Consider the following 17,762-nt stretch of genomic DNA (forward strand, 5'->3'; position numbering starts at 1 on the left):
GATGCATCGCGCGCGCTCATGCCGCGGGCGTGTTCATCACGCCATGGCTCGCCGTGTTGGCCGCCTTAGCCATTTTGGCCGCGAGTCGCGGACGCGTCCGCTCAAGCGGCCCCATTCGTCCGAAGAGTCCATCGAAAAAGCCCAGCACGATCGCATTGAGCTTAGCCAGCTTGTCCTGTTCCAGCAGCACGATCTGCACGACTTGCCAGAGCGTCAGCACGTTCGGCACGATCGCCACCGGCAACCGTAGTCCGTATTGCAGCGCCAGCTGCATCGCGTTTCGCGCGCTGTAATAGCGGCGGAAACCGGGGTGATTCATCGTCGTCAATTCCAGGGAGCCCAGTGTGTGACGGCGCCGCGAGCCAATCCGATGCAGTAGTACGAGTGACGGCACCACGTACACGGGTACATTGGCCAGCAATGCGCGCAAGCAGTACTCGGTATCGACGTGGTCGATAAAAAGCGCTTCGTCGAAACGGCCGAGCCGTGCGAACGCCTCGCGCGAGATGACGCAGCCAGACGAAATCAGAAAGGCACAGCGCTGCAGTGCGGCGTCTGCGTGTATCGGCAGCCTCTCCACCGTCAAACCGCTCGTCGCGAGTTCCGGCAGAAAACGTTGATCGTTTTCGTCGAAGATACGCGGACCGGCTAAAAATGCCCGGCCACTCATCGACGCACACCGATCGCGCATTACCGTGAAATACTCGGCAGGCGACTCGGAATCCTGGTCGAACAGCGCAACCGCATCCACGCCTGCTTCGAACAGCACGCTCAAACCGCAGTTGAAGGCGCCGGCAATGCCGTTGCGATTGCCGTGATGCAGCAGCGCGACGCCCGCTTCGCCCAGCATCATCGCGGCACGCGCATCCGGCACTGGCGAGTTGTCGACCACCAGTAACCGGTCGCACGCCGAACGCATCGCCACCGCACGCGCAAGCTGCTCCTCGCTCGGATGAAACAGGATGATCACTGCACCCAGGATTGTCATTGGAAGCTGCTCCTCAGTGACCTAAAGCCATCGCCGCGCTGCGCTTCGGGCGCGTGAGCCACATCATCGCGGCGAGCACGAGACAGGTGATGCTTGCCATGTAGAACATGTCGCCAGTTGCCATCATGTAAGCCTGTTGCTGCACGACGTGATGCAAGGTGGTGAGTTCGCGCGCGCCGTCGATGCCCATGCCGTGCAGACTCTGCACGAAGCGCTGCGTGTTGCCGGACGATTTCGTCACGGACTGCGCAACGACGTCGTAGTGATACAGCGCGCGGTTATCCCATAGCGTGACGCTCATCGCCGTGCCGAACGCCGCCGATAGCGTGCGCAAAAAATTCGACAGGCTGGAAGCCGCGGCGAGCTTGTCGTCGGATACGCGCGAGAGCGTCGCCGCGGTCAACGGAATGAAGAAGCACGGCAAGCCAATGCCCTGGATCAGACCCGGCGTGATGATCTGCGTGAAGGTCATGGTCAACGTGAAATGCGCGTCCCACCACAACACCGCCGCGAACACGAGAAAGCCGAAAGTTGCGAGCACACGCGCGTCGAACCGCGCCGCATAAATGCCGACCAGAATCGAGAACACCAGCGCGAGCACGCCTAGTGGCGCGGTGGCGAGTCCAGCCTGGTACGCGGTGTAGCCCATCACAGCCTGTAGCCAGAGCGGAAAGATCACGCCGACCACCGAGAAGCTCATCATGCCGAGCGCAATGATCAGCACACAAAACGAAAACGTGCGGTCGCGAAACAGGCTCAGATCGATCACCGGGTGCCGTTCGCCCGCCTCCCAGATCAACAGCGACACGATCGCCAGCCCGGCGACAATCGCGAGCGTCAGGATCAAAGGCGAATCGAACCAGCCGCGATCGTGACCGAGATCCAGCACAGTCTGCAGCGAGCCGACGCCGATGACCAGCAGGAGAATGCCAGGGAGATCGATCGGTGCCGCCCTGGCAGCGGATGCATCGCGGCGCAGCAGCGTCATGCACACGCCGAACGAGAAAATGCCGATCGGCAGATTGATCAGGAAGATCCACGGCCACGAGAAATTGTCGATGATCCAGCCGCCGACCACCGGGCCGAAGATCGGCGCGAGCAGCACCGTCATCGCCCACAGCGCCAGTGCCACAACGCGCTTATCCGGCGGAAAGGTACGCAGCAGGATAGTTTGGGAAAGCGGCACCATCGGCCCGGAAAAGAGCCCCTGCAACGCCCGGCATACCACCAGCAGGTGAAAGTCGCCGGCCACACCGCACAGCAGCGACGTCAAGGTGAAAAGGATCACTGCCCCGAGGAACAACCGGGTTTCGCCGAGCCGCCGCGAGAGCCAGCCCGTCAAAGGCACGGCGATGGCGGCGGCTACGGAGTACGAGCTGATCACCCAGGTGCCCTGACTGTTGGATACGCCGAGGCCGCCGGAAATAGCCGGCACCGCGACGTTCGTGACCGTCGAATCCAGGACTTCGATGAATGTGGCCAGCGACAGCGCGAACGTCAGCAAGGCAAGTCGCGCGCCGCGCATGCCGGGTACGCTACGCTCGTCGCCGAGGCCAGGGCCAGGGCCGACGCTATGCGCCTCGTGAGCCGACGCGGCGCGCTTCGGCAGCGGCGTAGCGGCGCTCATGCGCTATGTCCACTGCAGGCCAATGCCAGCGAAGACGTGTTGCCGACGGTTTGGGTGCGCACACCGGTCGGCATGAGACCTTCGATATAGCGTGCGGCCGCCTCGCCACCATCCGGCGACGATGCGAGCCGGTCGTGCATGCGCCCACACTGCGTCGCGATCGCCGGGCTGCCGAGCACATCCTTCAATGCGCGCGCGAGAGCGTGTGGCTGCAGCGGCCTATCGAGCCGAACACCGCAACCGCTCACGACGACGCGCTGCGCGTTATCGAACTGGTCGTGCGCGAATGGCGTCACCACTTGCGGGATGCCGGCAGCATACGCCAGCGCTGCCGTGCCGATGCCGCCGTGATGCACCAGCGCCCGGCAGCGCGGCAACAGCTTCTGCAGCGGCACGTAACGCCGCTTGAGCAGTACACCCCGCGCATGTGCCCGCAAATCCGCCTGTGCGGCGGCCGCGTCGGCTGGCAGCGCATCCGGCGTCAAAAGAATGCCCCGGAGCCCGCTTTCCATCAGCGCCGCGTTCACTGCATTCGCGTAGCGATCGTGATCGATCAAGGTCGAACCCGCCGTGAAAACCACGGGCCGCTCGCCGCTGGCGAGAAAAGCATCGAGTTGCGGATCGGATGCATGCGCGCTCGTGTCGTTGAATAGCGGAAAACCACTGAGACAGCGCGGCTCTGGCCAATCCGGCTGAGCTTGCGCGAACCATTCCGGAAAGAGACACAGCACGCCTTCGGTCGAATGCAGCCACTGGCCGAAAATGCGACGCGCCGGTGCGAGCGCCAGTTCCGCACGCAATGCATTCAATGCGGGGCCGCAAACCTTGTCGAGCGCCTGCCGCTCGATCAGCCGCAGCAGCGGCGCTTTTATTGCCAGCGGCAAGCCACGCGGAATGGTCAGCCGGGGATGTGTCGGCGGCGCATGCGCGGAGAGCAAGGTCGACGGCGACACCTGCACCGACACGAACGGCACGCGATACAACTCCTGCATGAGCCGTGCGGAAAAGGCCCATAACGTGCCGACCAGCACGGTGTCGTTGTCGACCAGCGCAGCCAGCGTGTCGAAATGCGGACGCAGCGTCGGTGCAATCACCGCCCACAAGGTACGAAACGACGTACGCGGATGCCACAGCGCCGGGTTCGCCATCGCGGCCTCATATTCGGCTGCGGTGCCGATCGGCACGAACGCGAAGCCCTGCCGCGTAACCGCTTCCGCGAACGGCGGATGCGTACAGAAGACAATCTCATGGCCGCGCGCAGCCAACGCCGCGCCGATACCGAGCAAAGGATGCACGTCGCCCGCCGAGCCGATCGCGGTAATGATGACTTTCGTCATGCCTATGGCTCAGAAGAGACCGGGAATCAGCGCGGCGACGTCGCGACGATACTGCGAATACGCGCGACCGAAGTAGCCCGTCAACCAGCTCTCTTCGACCCGCACCTTGTACGCCAGCGACGCGAAAATCATCAGCAGCCCAGCCACGCCCCGCCATTGCGCGCCAATCAGCACGGCGCCCAGGAGCGCCAGCAGGCAACCGGTATAGATCGGATGACGAACCAGTCCATACGGTCCACTGCGCACCAGTTCATGGCCTTCCTTCAGCGTGACCGACACGCTCCAGTTGGTGCCGAGATGCAGCCTCGCCCATACGGAAAACGCGAGACCAGCCAGCAGCACGGCGAAGCCGGCAACCTGCAGCGGCCCGATCGAATGCGGATTGACGGACAACGCCGCTGTATTGAAGTCCGGCAGCACAATCAGCGCGCCACCGCCGATTAACGGAATCGACTGTAACGTGCGCGATCGCGATGCCTCCTTACGCGCGGTCTCCTTGACGCGGTTCGACGTCGCGACCCAATACAGCAGCCACAGCGCCCACGGTACGACAATGGCGATGCTCTGAGCGATATTCACGGTAGTTCGACCTGTTGGAACGAGTGATCGGCGGCAGCCTGCAACGCGATGTTCGCGACGCTCGCGATGACGGGTTGCTGCACCGGCATGATGGGCGAGCGGGCGGCGAACGCATCGAAGCAGTCGAGCGCACGGGCTGCCGCCTGCACCGGCGCGGCGCCGAAGTAATCGAGAATCGCCGTCCTGACCTGGCGCAACGCGGGTCGGCCTTCGAGATCGAGAAAATGCCCGGCCTGCTCGATCGTGAGAAACTCGGCGCGCTTCAGATGCGCGCTGAGCGAGCGGGCGTCCTCAGGCGTGGTGTATTCGTCGAGCTCGCCGTTGAGGAATTTCAGTCCGCATTCGATGTTGCGGAACTCATGCAGATAGTCCTCTGGACGGATGGCCAGAATCTGGTCGACGTGAAACGCCACCTGATCCTGCTCGTCGCGCGGCAGCGTCGAGAGGTAGCGATAGTTGTAGAGCTTCATGATGCGCGGCAGATGCCGGCCAACGGTATCGTTGAGCAGCTGCGCGGCCTTCAGATTTTCGCCGGCGGCGATATGGTCGCGTGCCGCGGTCACGTAGGCGGTCATCGCCTCGTTGAGGCGCGGCGAGAACGACGCAATCACCGCGCGCCTCACGCTGGTGCGTGCTCGCGAGAGCGCCAGCAGCGACGCCACCCCGCCCCACGACACCGACAACAGGAAGCTCGGCTCGAATAAGCCTATTAGATGCAGCAGAATGTCGACTTCATCGTCTTTTGTAAGAACGAAGTCGCACACGTTATGCGCTTTCGATTGACCCGCATAAGGTAAATCGAAACAAATTGGGTTATAGCGTTCGCCGAGGTATTTGATTGTCTGTCCGAACGACGCCGTGGTGGCCAGCGCGCCGTTGATCAGAATGACACTCTCGAAGGCCGGATCGAATACGTGACGTTCAACGTAGACTTTCAGGCCCGCCGGTAGCGGAACAAGGAGTTTTTCGATGGGCATGGCGTATTCGCATGCACTTGCGCGTAGCAAATGCGTACCGATACCGCGCCCGCACTCGCGGACGCCTTGCGGCCGTACTACCGGGGATCAGGCCCATGCGATTTGCCTTTGCGCCGGCAAATCCGATCCGCGACGACCGCTGCTGCACCGAAAACACGCATCACTCGATGTGATACCTGCCGACTCTCCCTGGCGCGTGCCTGAACTCAGGTCCGCTTCAATCGAGCGTTCGATGCCTCGTAATATATTTATATGTAATTGCGAAAACGTTGCTTCAATCTCTGCAGCACGCCATTCGTTGACGCCAGTCTGCCCTCACTGCGTGAAGGCTTGATGTCAATATACGATGACGGGATGCTTTTTAACATGTTTCAAAAATAAAAGCCAAAAAAAATCATCGAGCATATGTTCGAAATGGGCGGGGAAAATCTTATTGAAAGGAAACGGTATCGCGTTGCGCAAGCATTGCATCACGCTGCGTGTGTGCGTACCCGTTGCCAGGACCGCGCAAACTACTGGCAGCACTAACGGACGAGTGAGAACGCCTCTCGCATGGCGATCTCGCCCGCGCCATACACGCCGACCACCGTATAGTCCGACGCCACGCATTCGAACGTAGAGCCTTGAAACGTGATGACAAAATGACGCTGCGCGGACCCGTGCGGGGTGACGGCCGAAATCTCGGCGGCCAGCGACGAATTCATCACTTCGTGAACCGAGTACCCACTGAGCCCAAGCGAAGCGAGTGGATGGATCTCGAGATCGACATCGCCAGGCGGCCCCAGCCGATGAAACACGGTGTCCGGAAACAGCACGGTGCAAAATGGATCGTCGTCGGAATCGAATGGCCCAAACCGCTCGAAATCGGATTCAGCAATCGGATAAGCCAGAATCACCCGGCGATCACTGGCGACGATGAATGGTTCGGCGGCGTCGGCGGCCGGATGAGGAACAGTGTCCAGCAGGACGACGTGGTCTTCCTGCTGGGTTGAGTCGAACGTACTAGTCATCTACTTCGCGACTCCGTTGCGCTCACGCGCCGGCTTGCACCGACGAGGTTTGCGGCGCTGCGGCGGCGCCCGTCGCACCGGCTTTGCCTTTGCTACCTGTCTTGCGACCTGGCGCTTTCTTCGCCACAGCGGTTTTCTTCACAGCAGCCTTCTTTGCAGCGGTTTTCTTCGCGGCAGGCTTGGCAGTGCTTTTCTTTGCCACTGCTTTTTTACTCGCCGCAGTGCCCTTCTTCGCAGCCGTTTTGGACGCTACTGCCTTTTTCGCCGTCACTGTTTTCTTGGCGGCGACATTGCTGGTCGCCGCGGCGCTATCGATCAGAAATTTGGTGCGGTCTTTAACCGTTGCGAGCCATGCCGGCGCCGGACCACGTCCGCTCCACGTGGCGCCGGTTTTCGGATTGAGGTACTTGGGCGGCTGCGCGCCTTTAGGCTGACCTTTGCTTGCGGCTTTGGCGTGAGTGACCGCCGCCTTTGCCACGGAGCCCAGTTCGCTTGCACCTTCAATCAGGAATTGCGTCCGGTCTTTCACGGCGGCAATCCAGGCCGGTGCGCGCCCGTGGCCCGTCCATGTCGCGCCGGTTTTATTGTCGCGGTATTTCGGAATCGACTTCCCTGCGCCGGCGGCTTTTGCCTTGCCACCCGCAGTACGCCCATTCAAGGCGTGCGCGGCGCGTCTCGCCTTTGCCTTTGCTTCGATATCCGCAGTAGTCAGGCCGTGCTTGAGCATCAACTCCCGAATCTGATCGACTGCGGCTTGTGCTTTCCTGGCAATAAGGACGTCAGCTTGCGCCTGGAGCTTCTTAAGCTTTGCTTGGATTTGCTCTAACGTGGGCATTTGATTGCTCCTTATGTGGTAATCGATCGAACTATGCCATGAATAGCGCGAGAAAGGCAGATCTATGTGGCTATAAAGACATCAGGTTTACACCGGAATGCATCCAGTGGAGTACGAAGCGTTCGGATCCACTACTCGATAGCCGCATTCTTTAGTCCTTTCGTTTACTGGCCAGCTGCTCAAGTTGGAGTAAAAACGACAACCTGACGGTCGGCGATATACCTCACGCTGCGCATGAACCGGTACTGTTGATCGTCGGCGCTTATCCGGTTGAGTCCCAACTGCGTCAATGCCAGCATCTCCTCGGCCTGAAAAGCGGCCACTACGCCGTGGTCCGCCAGATCCTCCAGAGCACCGGACGGATTGCCGACATAAACACTGCGCACCTGCGAGCCGATCCGCATCAGCACCACGCTTTCTCCTTTATCGAGCGCCAGCTCGAGATAGCTGGCAAGCGTTCGTAATGAATCCGGCGTGCAAGTCTGGGTCTGATAGATCGCAGCGTTCGATTGCGTCATTTCTGTTTCCCCGTCACCCACGTCAAGAAAAGCCGGCCGCTGTGCAATGCGGCAATAGTTGCTTCTACTATAGGCAAGCATCTCGAGATTCAAAGGGTGGCAGTTCATTTATTTTTGGCTGGTAACCCCGCGTTACCAATCTCGCAGCGCTGTTTCACCTGTGTCCGGACCACCCTTCTACACTCCGAACCGTAGTCAGAAGCAAAGCAGTGGCAACCCAGTAGCATCGGATGCATCCCACCTGGATGTGCAAGGAGAAGGGAAATGAACAAGAAGATCGTTGGCGCGGCACTTGGTCTGGCAATTCTGGCGGCATCGTCAGTGGCATCGGCGCACGTGGATGTGGCCGTCGGAGTTGGTATTCCGGTCGGCGTCTATGCTCCGCCTCCTCCGGTCTATGTTGCGCGGCCGGTCGCCTACGGTCCGGCCCCGGTCGCGGTCGCCTATGGCGGCTACGACGACTGGCGCGCGCGGGAGTGGCGCGAACGCCGCGAATGGCGCGAACACGAGTAGCGCCGCGAGCAATGGCGCGAACACGAATGGCATGAACGCGGCCGCTGGGGCGGCTATTGAAATAGCGCGCAAAAGCGCCACTTTCGAAAAACTCAATAGCAGGGTACTTTCAGATGAAAGCTGGTTTTATCAAGGCCGCCCTCGTGGCGGTCGCACTGACTTCAGTCGCAGTCGGCACGGCGAACGCGGCCGGCTGTATGAAAGGCGCGGTTGTGGGCGGGGTCGCCGGCCACTATGCCGGGCACCATGCGGTAGTGGGCGCGGTGGGCGGCTGCCTGGTGGGACGACATATTGCGAAGAAAGAAGCGGAAGAACGTGCCGCGCAACGTCAGCAAGTGAGGGCGGAATAGCCAGGAGTCTTCAAGCGATCCGCAGTCCGCGCGACGGCAGAATCTCCTGTGTAATCACGAAACGGTGCTCTTTGACCGCGTCGTGAAAGCGCCGGTAATCACTTTTCTCAAAGACGTCGCTCCACTCGGGGCGGTCCCCACTGTCGTCGTCGGATCGCAAACCGGTGGCGTTGTATTTCCAGGAGCCGAGTCCCTTGGGGACATAGTCGGGAATCGACTCTTCCAGGCCAGGAATGACGCCGGTTTTCACCGCTTCGCAAACGGTCTGCAGGCGCTTGTTGTCATCCAGGTTCCGATTGGTGTCGAGAAGCTTCGTGAGCGCGGCTTTTACATCTTCAGGCAAACCGGGCAGGGATTCAAAATCTTCCCGCCCCGCAATGTAGGCACGCACCGCACGGCAAGTCATCTCGGCCGCCTGCACGAACTCCGGCAGATTGTGCCTTTTTACACGTACATTTCTGCCGTCGACGTAATGCCACTTCGCCCACGGCTGATCGGGATAGTGCAAGGCGGCACCGTGACCGACCGGCAGTGCGAGCGTCAGCACATCTTCCTCGATGCGCTGAACCAGATGCCGCGTGGCGCGGGTAAGGTGGGCAAGCCAGCCTTCACGCGTGCAATCTTCCGCCTCCAGCAGGCTAACGCGGTTCGTCTGGCTTTCGATACCGGCGAAGCCCTGGTGGGCCCATGTATCGACGTATGTGTGAAGCGTCACACCCAGACGGTATAACGCCGTGTCAGTGCCCCGTTGCCGGATCGCCCGGCGGACCACCTCGCGAGCAACGGCGCTATCCGCCCGGCACACCGCCTTATCTTCGAGCGTCTCCCCTATACCCGCGGGCAGAAAATGAAAGGGTGTCCACACCAGCCGGTTCTGGTCGTTCTCCGTGTTGGTATAGTCAAATAGCTTGTGCGCGGTGGCAAAACGCTCGAAAGTCTCTCCGCCCGAAAAACGCAGTATTCCTGACGTGGTCGCGTCGTCGACATACTGGCAGGCATGCGCCACGGTGAGTGCATCGCTGGCCGTCATGCCGCCGATGCGGGCGACGATATAGACCACACCGTAGTGAAAGTCGATGTTCATGGCAGGCGCTCCCGACGCGCAACAAATGACAGCCCGTTCTTCCGGAATGCGCGAAGCGGCTGTTGTAGCGCCGGCGCACGCGTAGAAGGTAAACGACCGAGTACGGCGGAACTTTAAAAAAGACGCCGCCCGCCGATCATATTGAGCAGTGAATTCGGCAGGTCGATTCCCGCTGCCCATGCGATGTACGTTGTGCTACCGAATAGCGCGGCGACAATCAGATGCTGAATTTTCAGGTCAATTGTTTGCACGGTCTGGCGGCTCATATATGCTTTGTCTAATTGGACAACCACCCACAATGCGAAACGGCATACTTTGTCGCATTGCCGCTAATTTGAATTTTCTGACCACTTGCACATTAGCGGAAGAGGATACTGCAATGAAACTCAAAGAATGGAGAGAGGGCGCAAGTCCAGAGCGGCGTAGCTTGATACGCAGCAAACTTCACGTATTGCTGGCCACTATCGGAACGCTTTCTTCTGTCGCCGGTATCGGCGTGGCCCTCGACGGCGGCCTTGAATTCAATCGCACCAAAGTGTTCGTCGGCGTCGGCATTATCGTCGTTTCCACTTTTGTGTATGTGTCGATGCTATTTACGCCGGCCGAGTAAGACCAGAACTTCGCTTCTTTTAGAAAAACCCGGCTATCGAATATACGTCAAGCTTGCCAGATAGCGCTTTAGAAAAGACGGTTGGGAAGATTTCTCACGGATAGATTTCAGTGAGCCAATGCCGTGCGCCCCCAAAAAACCCCGCTTCGATCTCCGGAGCGGGGTTCAGTCGCAGCGCGCTTCGCGCCGTATTACTTGACGATACCAACGAGCTCGACTTCAAACGTCAGGTCGCTATTCGGCGGAATCGGGCCGACGCCGCGCTCGCCATAGGCGGTCGCCGCCGGGCAGGTCAGCTTGGCCTTCTCGCCGACCTTCATCTTTTGCACGCCCTGCGTCCAGCACGGAATCACGCGATTGAGCGGGAAGGTTGCCGGGCCGCCATGCTTCTCCGAACTATCGAACTCGGTGCCGTTGGCGAGCGTGCCGCGATAGTTGACCTTTACGACGTCGTTAGCGGCCGGCTGCGCACCCGTGCCCTGCGTAAGATGTTCAACAATCACGCCGGAAGGCAATTTTTCAGTGGTGGAGGCGGCCATTGCCGTTGAAGAAAGAACAGCCGCGGCGACCAAAGCAACGATAGATTTCAAAGCGAGTCTCCAGGTGGGTAGTGCGTGTCATTGTAGCGGATGACATGTTGCGTGCCGCCGCCCGGCGATTCGGCCAGTCACGGACGCAATGGCAATTAGGCGGCCAGGCTTGTGGCACAAAGAATGCTGCTTGCTGACGAGCGACGCGTACCGCCGCCACCCGGCGCGCACGCGCGCTGTCTATATATGCGACTCAACACGGGTTCCTTTGCAGGCGGATGACAATGACCACTGAAAACCTGGAACCGGAACTTGTCGTTGAAGATGTCGCCGAACGCTCATGGATGAAGCGGCTGGGCCCCGGCCTGATCACCGGCGCAGCGGACGACGACCCGAGCGGCATCGCCACCTATTCGCAGGCCGGCGCGCAATTCGGCTTCGGATTGCTATGGACGTTGTTGATCACTTACCCGCTGATGGTGTCGATACAGCTGGTCAGTGCGCGCATGGGACGGGTGACAGGGCGCGGGCTCGCAACCAATCTGCGCCGTCACTACCCCGCTCCGCTTTTGTATTTCGCGGTACTGCTGCTGCTCGCGGCCAACACGATGAATATCGCCGCCGATCTCGCGGCTATGGGCGCGGCCGCCAAACTGGTGATCGGCGGCCCGGTCCAACTCTATGTCGCGTTGTTCGGCACGGCGTCCCTGCTGATGCAGGTATTCATTCCCTACGAACGCTACGCGAGCATTCTGAAATGGCTGACACTCTCGTTATTCGCCTACGTCGCTATTATCTTCGTGATTCCGATCGATTGGAAAGCAGTCGGCCTGAGCATTGTGAAGCCGCCAGTTCAATTGTCCGGCGACTATCTGACCACCGTGGTCGCGGTGCTCGGGACGACGATTAGCCCCTATCTCTTCTTCTGGCAAGCGTCGCAGGAAGTCGAGGAAATCCGCTCGGAACCGGCGCAGCGAGCGCTATTACGCGCGCCAATGCAGGCGTGCGCGCAACTGAAGCGGATCAACGTCGATACGTGGGTCGGCATGGCCGTTTCGAACGGCGTGGCGTTTTTCATCATGCTCACCGCCGCCGCCACGCTGCACGCGCACCACATCGAAGTAAAAACCACCGCCGATGCCGCCAGTGCGCTCAAGCCGATTGCCGGCAACATGGCGTTTGCGCTGTTCAGTCTCGGCATCATCGGCACGGGTCTGCTAGCGTTGCCGGTGCTCGCAGGTTCGGCAGCTTACGCGGCCGCGGGCACGATGAAATGGCGTAACAGCCTCGCGTTGCAGGTGAATCTGGCGAAGCAGTTCTATGGCGTGGTCGCCGTGGCGATTCTCGGCGGCATTGCGCTCACGTTCATTCGCCTCGACCCGATCAAAGCACTGTATTGGAGTGCGGTGATCAACGGCATCGCGGCCGTGCCGATCATGGTGCTGGTGATGGTGATGGCGGCCAGCCCCAAAGTCATGGGCCAGTTCGCCGTAACCGGCTGGCTACGCTGGCTCGGTTGGATCGCCACCGCCGCAATGGGGCTCGCGGCAGTCGGCATGTTCTGGCCGACATGATTGCGCGTGTAGCGTTATTCGACGTCCTCGCTGAGCAACGGCAATGGCCCGCTTCTGGCAATCTCGCGTTGCGTCAGTTGCGCGGCTTGCAGCTCCATCCGTTTGAGCAAAGCGTCGAGTAAAACCGCTTCCTCATCGCTCAGGCAGGCCGCGAACTCCGTGTTGTAGCGTTGCCCGCTCAGGCGTGCCTGTTCATAGGCGATACGGCCGGCTTCGGTGAGCGCGAGCACGGTCACCCGCTTGTTTTCCGGCAAGCGCGTTTTTGCAATCAAACCCTTCTTCACCATATTGGCGACGCAGCGGCTCGCCACCACCATGTCGAGCGCGGCCAATTCGGCGAGCCGGGTCAGACTCGCGTCCGGGTACTTGCCGACGAACGCGAGAATGCGCCAATCGCGCCGGCTGATGCCGAGCTCCCGCCGGAACATCAGACCGACACCCTGAGTCGCCAGACGCGCCAGGTTGTGAAGCCGGTAGAGCAGAAATTCGTCGATGTGCTCGGGATGCTTCAGTACGGGTGTCGATTGAGGGTCGGTCGCGGGCACGGTGAGCGTACGTCTAATAAGAGGTTGGCGGCCATTATGACGCCCTTTGGCGGCAACGGCCTCAGCGCATTGTGCGTCCGCACATATATTTGATTAGGTCAATCGTCGGGTTCGTTTCTAGCATCGACGCATCTCCCCGGTTTCTTCTACTTCAGGCCGCAAGGCCGCAGACGGTGCTTATAGATGGCGGACACCCGCAACGTTCTCTTCATCATGTGCGACCAGCTTCGCCGCGATCATCTCGGCTGCTACGGACATCCCTACCTTCGAACCCGTCATATCGACGCGCTGGCCGCGCGCGGCGTGCGTTTCGACAATGCCTTCGTCAGTTCCGGCGTGTGCGGTCCATCGCGTATGTCGTATTACACCGGCCGCACGATGAGCAGTCACGGCGCCAACTGGAACCGCGTGCCGCTCTCGATCGGCGAAATGACGCTTGGCGAATACCTGCGCCTGAATGGCCGCTCGCTCGCGCTGGCCGGAAAAACGCACGTGATGGCCGACGGCAACGGCATGCAGCGGCTGGACATCGCGCGTCAAAGTCCGCTCGGGCAGCGCCTCTCGACCGGTTCGTTCGACGAACTCGACCGCTATGACGGTCACCACGAACCCGGCAAGGAGAGCGGCTATCCGGCCTTTTTGCGCAAACACGGCTACGTCAGCGACAAACCGTGGAGCGACTTCGCGATCAGCGTGGAAGACGAGAGCGGCACAGTGCATTCCGGTTGGAAAATGCGCAATGTGCGTTGGCCGGCGCGGGTAGCCGAACCGCATTCCGAAACGGCGTACATGACGAATCAGGCGATCCGCTACATCGAGCAGCAAGGCGACACGCCGTGGGCATTGCATTTGTCGTACGTAAAGCCGCATTGGCCCTATGTCGCGCCGCGCCCTTATCACAACCTGTATTCGCTCGACCAATGCCTGCCGCTCGCGCGCAAGCCCGCCGAACTCGACAATGCACATCCGGTTGTGGCCGCGTATCGCGCTCATGAAGAGTGCGCGAATTTCGCGCGTGAAGAAGTGTCGAACACCGTGCGGCCGGTTTATCAAGGCTTGATCCAGCAGATCGACGACCATCTCGGCCAACTATGGGACACGCTCGAACGGCTCGGTCGCTGGCAAGACACCTTGATCGTGTTCACCGCCGACCACGGCGACTTCCTCGGCGATCATTGGCTCGGCGAGAAGGAACTGTTCTACGACACCGTGCAACGCGTGCCGATGATCGTCTACGATCCGTCGACGCGTGCCGACGCCACCCGCGGCAGCGCCGAGACGCGCTTCGTGTCGGGCATCGACGTGGTGCCGACGGTGCTCGACGCACTCGGCCTGCCGGCCCATGAAGAACGTGTCGAAGGAAGCTCGGTTCTGGCGCTCACGCGTGGCGAAGCGGACCGCGCCGAAGCCTGGCGCGATTACGTTGTCTCCGAACTCGACTACAGTTTCCGCGGCGCGCGTCTTGCACTGGAACGCAAGCCCGATGAATGCCGCGGCTGGATGGTGCGCGATACGCGCTGGAAATACATACACTGGCAGGGCTACCGTCCGCAACTCTTCGATCTGGCGAACGATCCGGACGAATACGTCGATCTCGGCGCCGATGCCGGTCACGCCATCGTTCACGCGCAAATGCATGCAAAGCTCGCCGACTGGTACGGCTCACTGAAACAGCGCGTCACGATCGATAACCCGACTGTCGAAAGCAAGACCGACACGCACAAGGACTGGGGGGTCTTTTTCGGGGAGTGGTAGTACAAGGGAATTGGCGGTAAAGGCGCGGATGCAGTCTCTAACAGGGCCTCAAGCAGAGCATCAAGCAGAACCTCAAGCAGAACCTCAAGCAGAGTCTGACTCAGCGCCTCACAAAATCATCATATGCGCCCGGTGCAACGTGCCAGGCCGCCAGGAGACACCATGCAGCGCTCGTCAGCCCTTACGCCCGATGACGCGATTTATCGCAAGATCGCGCGGCGTATCGTGCCGTTTCTGTTCATCTGCTATGTGGTCAATTTTATCGACCGCGTCAACATCGGCTTTGCAAAGCTGCAGTTCCTGCAAGATCTGAAGCTCGACGACGCCGTGTTCGGTCTCGCGGCCGGGATGTTCTTCGTCGGCTATCTGGTGTTCGAGTTGCCGAGCAATCTGCTGCTGGAGCGCATCGGCGTGCGCAAGACGCTCTTGCGAATTATGGTGCTATGGGGTGGCTTGACGGTGCTGCTGATGTTCGTCAAAAGCGCGAGCATGCTGTATCTGCTGCGTTTTCTGCTGGGCGCCGCCGAAGCCGGCTTTTTCCCCGGCATCATTCTGTATCTCACCTACTGGTTTCCCAATCGACAACGTGGGCGCATCACGAGCCTGTTCATCATGGCCGTGCCGTTGGCGGGCATCATAGGCGGCCCTCTCTCCGGCTGGATCATGGTGCATTTCCATGACATGCTCGGCTTGCACGGCTGGCAGTGGCTGTTTCTGGTCGAAGGCGTACCGGCCATCGTGCTCGGTGTCATGGCAATGCTCTATCTGGACGATCGTCCGACGCATGCAAAATGGCTGAGCGAAGCGGAAAAGGCCCACGTCGCAGCCGCGCTCGAAGCGGATCAAAAACAGCGCGGCGCACACCTTGCGCCGCCCATGCGCCTCGCCGACGTGTTGCGCAACCCGCGCATTTACCTGCTGTCGGCGATCTATTTCTGCGTATTCATGGGACTCAATGCGGTCGGCTTCTGGATCCCGACGCTGCTGCGGTACGTCGGCGTGCAACAGATCGGCAATATCGGCTGGCTGAGCGGCGCGATTTCGGTTTGCACGGCAATAGGGATCGTGGCGATCGGACGCAGCTCGGATCGTCACGCCGAACGGCGCTGGCATGTGGCGGGCTGCGGCTTCGCGGTGGCCGGCAGTTTCCTGCTGCTACCGCTCGCCGCGCATAGCGTTCCCTTCACCGTCGCGCTGCTGGTGGTCGCGTCGATCTGCATCTACGCAACGCTGAGCATCTTCTGGACGATTCCCACCGCCTATCTGGATGGCGGCGCCGCTGCAGCCGGTATCGCGACGATTACCGCGATCGGTGCAATCGGCGGCGCAGTGAGCCCTTCGTTAGTCGGGATGCTGAGGGCCGAAACTGGCAGCGTCTACGCCGGCTTTGCCGTGATTGCAGTGCTCCTGATCGCGGGAATGGTTGCGCTGCTATGGGCCGTGCCCGCGCCGCACCGCGATAAAGTGGGCGCGGTGCGGCCCGCTGCGTTGAAGTAAGCAGCGGCAACGCGCTGTCAGTCGAGGCGATGTACCACGTAACCACCCGCCGTCGTATCGGCGTGCGCCTTGAAGTCCGCAAGCACCGTCTCGCGTTCGCGAACATCGGCAAGTACGGCCGGATCGAGTAGCGCGGTAATCACTTCTTCCCGTTCGCGGCTGGCATCCTCCACCACGTTGCCATACATGCAGCCTTGCGTACCCGGCCGGTAAATTTTCGTCTCGCTGCTGTAGAGATGCTGCTTGTGATACGGCTCGATCAGCTCGCCGGAACGATTGAACACCAGCGAGGAAATATGGAGGCCGCTCACGCCATCCGCACAACGTGTTGCCGCACCGACGATCACGGCAATCTCGCGCTGACGGCAGACGTCCCGAATCGGCTCGAGCCGGGCGTCGTGTTCGTCGAAGGCGTATTTCGCGGGGTCGCCGGCAATCAGATCGGGCTCATAGCCGCTTATGAATTTCTCGGGGAAGACCACCAGTTTCGCGCCACGATCGGCGGCAAGGCAGGTCAGTTCGACCGTTCTGGCAATGTTTGCCGTTACGTCGCCGGAAACCGGTTGCGCTTGTGCAGCCGCGATTCGCAATGGTGCTTGCGGTAGCGGGGCCTGTTTGTTGTTCAACGCGAACTCCGTTGTAAATGGAACGTTGCGGTATGCCCGCCGGGCTATAGCTTTGGCGTTTTCATCGGCGAGCGAGGCCTCGGCATTTAAACATGGATGGCATGCGTCATCCCATCGACGGAATTGCCTTTGGGTTGAAGGCGAATCTGTCGATGGGATTTTTTGCTTTTGGGATTATCGCGCGTTGGGTTTTTGCGGCTTTTCTATTTTATGTTTGCGCGGAATGTGTGGGCGCGAGGGTGAGCGGATGGTCGGCTATCCGCTCGCGTGATCCCGGCCGGGACTTCAGCGCGGGAGGCCGTTTGCTGGCCGCCGCGCGCTGAGGAGAGCCCGCTGCGTCAGTGGCCGTGGCCGCCGTAACCGCCGCCTTGGCCGCCGCTGCCGCCGCCGTGGCCTTGCCCGCTGCTGCCTTTGCCGCCGTCGCCGTGGCCGCCAGCGCCGTGACCACCATCGCCGTGACCGCCATCGCCATGACCGCCGTCGCCATGGCCGCCAGCGCCGTGACCACCAGCGCCGTGGCCGCCGTCGCCGTGGCCGCCGTCGCCGTGACCGCCATCGCCGCGACCGCCATCGCCATGACCGCCGTCGCCATGGCCTCCATCTCCGTGGCCGCCATCGCCATGACCGCCGTCGCCATGACCACCATCACCGTGACCGCCGTCGCCATGACCGCCGTCGCCGCGACCTCCATCGCCATGACCGCCGTCGCCATGGCCACCATCACCGTGACCGCCGTCGCCATGGCCACCATCACCGTGACCGCCGTCGCCATGGCCACCATCACCGTGACCGCCGTCGCCATGGCCA

The 17,762-nt window shown here is 60.9% G+C and carries 19 protein-coding genes and 1 pseudogene; 8 read left to right on the plus strand and 12 right to left on the minus strand.

Annotated elements, in window-relative coordinates; genetic code table 11:
* Window positions 1-16: 16 nt before the first annotated feature.
* The 8 genes and pseudogenes from KHO31_RS17380 to KHO31_RS17415 all read right to left on the minus strand — a co-directional run bounded on the left by KHO31_RS17380 (window position 17) and on the right by KHO31_RS17415 (window position 7,964).
* The gene (locus KHO31_RS17380; RefSeq protein ID WP_201075707.1) at window positions 17-988 is read right to left on the minus strand and encodes a glycosyltransferase family 2 protein; all 972 of its coding nucleotides are present in this window, start codon (window positions 986-988) and stop codon (window positions 17-19) included.
* Window positions 989-1,001: 13 nt separating this feature from the next.
* Window positions 1,002-2,513, minus strand: a complete 1,512-nt coding sequence (locus KHO31_RS17385) for a DHA2 family efflux MFS transporter permease subunit (RefSeq protein WP_236060830.1) — start codon at window positions 2,511-2,513, stop codon at window positions 1,002-1,004.
* A 98-nt stretch (window positions 2,514-2,611) separates the two neighbouring features.
* Window positions 2,612-3,952, minus strand: coding sequence for a glycosyltransferase (locus KHO31_RS17390; RefSeq protein WP_201075694.1), 1,341 nt, complete (start codon window positions 3,950-3,952; stop codon window positions 2,612-2,614).
* 9 nt (window positions 3,953-3,961) lie between these two features.
* Window positions 3,962-4,531 (minus strand): methyltransferase family protein, encoded by a 570-nt coding sequence (locus KHO31_RS17395; protein ID WP_201075692.1) that lies wholly within the window; start codon window positions 4,529-4,531, stop codon window positions 3,962-3,964.
* Window positions 4,532-4,668: 137 nt separating this feature from the next.
* A pseudogene (locus KHO31_RS17400) lies at window positions 4,669-5,508 on the minus strand (alpha/beta fold hydrolase); the annotation flags it as partial.
* A 524-nt stretch (window positions 5,509-6,032) separates the two neighbouring features.
* Window positions 6,033-6,518, minus strand: a complete 486-nt coding sequence (locus KHO31_RS17405; RefSeq protein WP_201075688.1) for a hypothetical protein — start codon at window positions 6,516-6,518, stop codon at window positions 6,033-6,035.
* A gap of 22 nt (window positions 6,519-6,540) precedes the next feature.
* Window positions 6,541-7,353 (minus strand): H-NS family nucleoid-associated regulatory protein, encoded by an 813-nt coding sequence (locus tag KHO31_RS17410; RefSeq protein WP_201075686.1) that lies wholly within the window; start codon window positions 7,351-7,353, stop codon window positions 6,541-6,543.
* Between the two features lie 179 nt (window positions 7,354-7,532).
* Window positions 7,533-7,964 (minus strand): hypothetical protein, encoded by a 432-nt coding sequence (locus tag KHO31_RS17415; RefSeq protein ID WP_236071287.1) that lies wholly within the window; start codon window positions 7,962-7,964, stop codon window positions 7,533-7,535.
* Window positions 7,965-8,135: 171 nt separating this feature from the next.
* Between KHO31_RS17415 and KHO31_RS17420 the strand changes: the two genes are divergently transcribed.
* Together KHO31_RS17420 and KHO31_RS17425 are read left to right on the plus strand one after the other, a co-directional pair.
* Window positions 8,136-8,384, plus strand: a complete 249-nt coding sequence (locus tag KHO31_RS17420) for a hypothetical protein (protein WP_201085756.1) — start codon at window positions 8,136-8,138, stop codon at window positions 8,382-8,384.
* A 113-nt stretch (window positions 8,385-8,497) separates the two neighbouring features.
* Entirely contained in the window at window positions 8,498-8,734 is a 237-nt protein-coding gene (locus KHO31_RS17425; RefSeq protein ID WP_201075682.1) for a hypothetical protein, read from the plus strand.
* 10 nt (window positions 8,735-8,744) lie between these two features.
* Here the strand turns inward: KHO31_RS17425 and KHO31_RS17430 are convergent, their stop codons facing one another.
* Complete coding sequence (locus tag KHO31_RS17430) at window positions 8,745-9,818, minus strand: DUF6765 family protein (protein ID WP_201076088.1); 1,074 nt, start codon at window positions 9,816-9,818, stop codon at window positions 8,745-8,747.
* A gap of 379 nt (window positions 9,819-10,197) precedes the next feature.
* Between KHO31_RS17430 and KHO31_RS17435 the strand changes: the two genes are divergently transcribed.
* Window positions 10,198-10,428: a DUF2964 family protein gene (locus KHO31_RS17435; protein ID WP_201075680.1), complete on the plus strand. Its 231-nt coding sequence runs from the start codon at window positions 10,198-10,200 to the stop codon at window positions 10,426-10,428.
* A 191-nt stretch (window positions 10,429-10,619) separates the two neighbouring features.
* Here the strand turns inward: KHO31_RS17435 and KHO31_RS17440 are convergent, their stop codons facing one another.
* A complete protein-coding gene (locus KHO31_RS17440) occupies window positions 10,620-10,967 on the minus strand; it encodes an FKBP-type peptidyl-prolyl cis-trans isomerase (RefSeq protein WP_236071290.1) in 348 nt (115 codons plus the stop codon).
* 275 nt (window positions 10,968-11,242) lie between these two features.
* Between KHO31_RS17440 and KHO31_RS17445 the strand changes: the two genes are divergently transcribed.
* A complete protein-coding gene (locus tag KHO31_RS17445) occupies window positions 11,243-12,532 on the plus strand; it encodes an NRAMP family divalent metal transporter (protein WP_201075676.1) in 1,290 nt (429 codons plus the stop codon).
* 14 nt (window positions 12,533-12,546) lie between these two features.
* Here KHO31_RS17445 and KHO31_RS17450 read toward each other — a convergent pair whose 3' ends face one another.
* Window positions 12,547-13,077: a MarR family winged helix-turn-helix transcriptional regulator gene (locus KHO31_RS17450; RefSeq protein ID WP_236060766.1), complete on the minus strand. Its 531-nt coding sequence runs from the start codon at window positions 13,075-13,077 to the stop codon at window positions 12,547-12,549.
* Window positions 13,078-13,260: 183 nt separating this feature from the next.
* Here KHO31_RS17450 and KHO31_RS17455 point away from each other — a divergent pair, with 183 nt between their 5' ends.
* Together KHO31_RS17455 and KHO31_RS17460 are read left to right on the plus strand one after the other, a co-directional pair.
* Window positions 13,261-14,832, plus strand: a complete 1,572-nt coding sequence (locus KHO31_RS17455) for a sulfatase-like hydrolase/transferase (protein ID WP_201075674.1) — start codon at window positions 13,261-13,263, stop codon at window positions 14,830-14,832.
* Between the two features lie 162 nt (window positions 14,833-14,994).
* Window positions 14,995-16,329: an MFS transporter gene (locus KHO31_RS17460; RefSeq protein ID WP_201075672.1), complete on the plus strand. Its 1,335-nt coding sequence runs from the start codon at window positions 14,995-14,997 to the stop codon at window positions 16,327-16,329.
* 17 nt (window positions 16,330-16,346) lie between these two features.
* Here the strand turns inward: KHO31_RS17460 and KHO31_RS17465 are convergent, their stop codons facing one another.
* Window positions 16,347-16,955, minus strand: coding sequence for a carbon-nitrogen hydrolase family protein (locus KHO31_RS17465; RefSeq protein WP_201075670.1), 609 nt, complete (start codon window positions 16,953-16,955; stop codon window positions 16,347-16,349).
* Between the two features lie 92 nt (window positions 16,956-17,047).
* On the opposite strand from KHO31_RS17465, the gene KHO31_RS17470 reads away from it, so the two are divergent.
* Together KHO31_RS17470 and KHO31_RS39710 are read left to right on the plus strand one after the other, a co-directional pair.
* Complete coding sequence (locus tag KHO31_RS17470) at window positions 17,048-17,278, plus strand: hypothetical protein (protein WP_201075668.1); 231 nt, start codon at window positions 17,048-17,050, stop codon at window positions 17,276-17,278.
* 18 nt (window positions 17,279-17,296) lie between these two features.
* On the plus strand, window positions 17,297-17,762 hold a 466-nt coding region (locus KHO31_RS39710; RefSeq protein ID WP_268963809.1), incomplete at its 3' end, for a hypothetical protein.

The sequence above is a fragment of the Paraburkholderia domus genome (assembly GCF_905220705.1).
Taxonomy (GTDB): Bacteria; Pseudomonadota; Gammaproteobacteria; order Burkholderiales; family Burkholderiaceae; genus Paraburkholderia; species Paraburkholderia domus.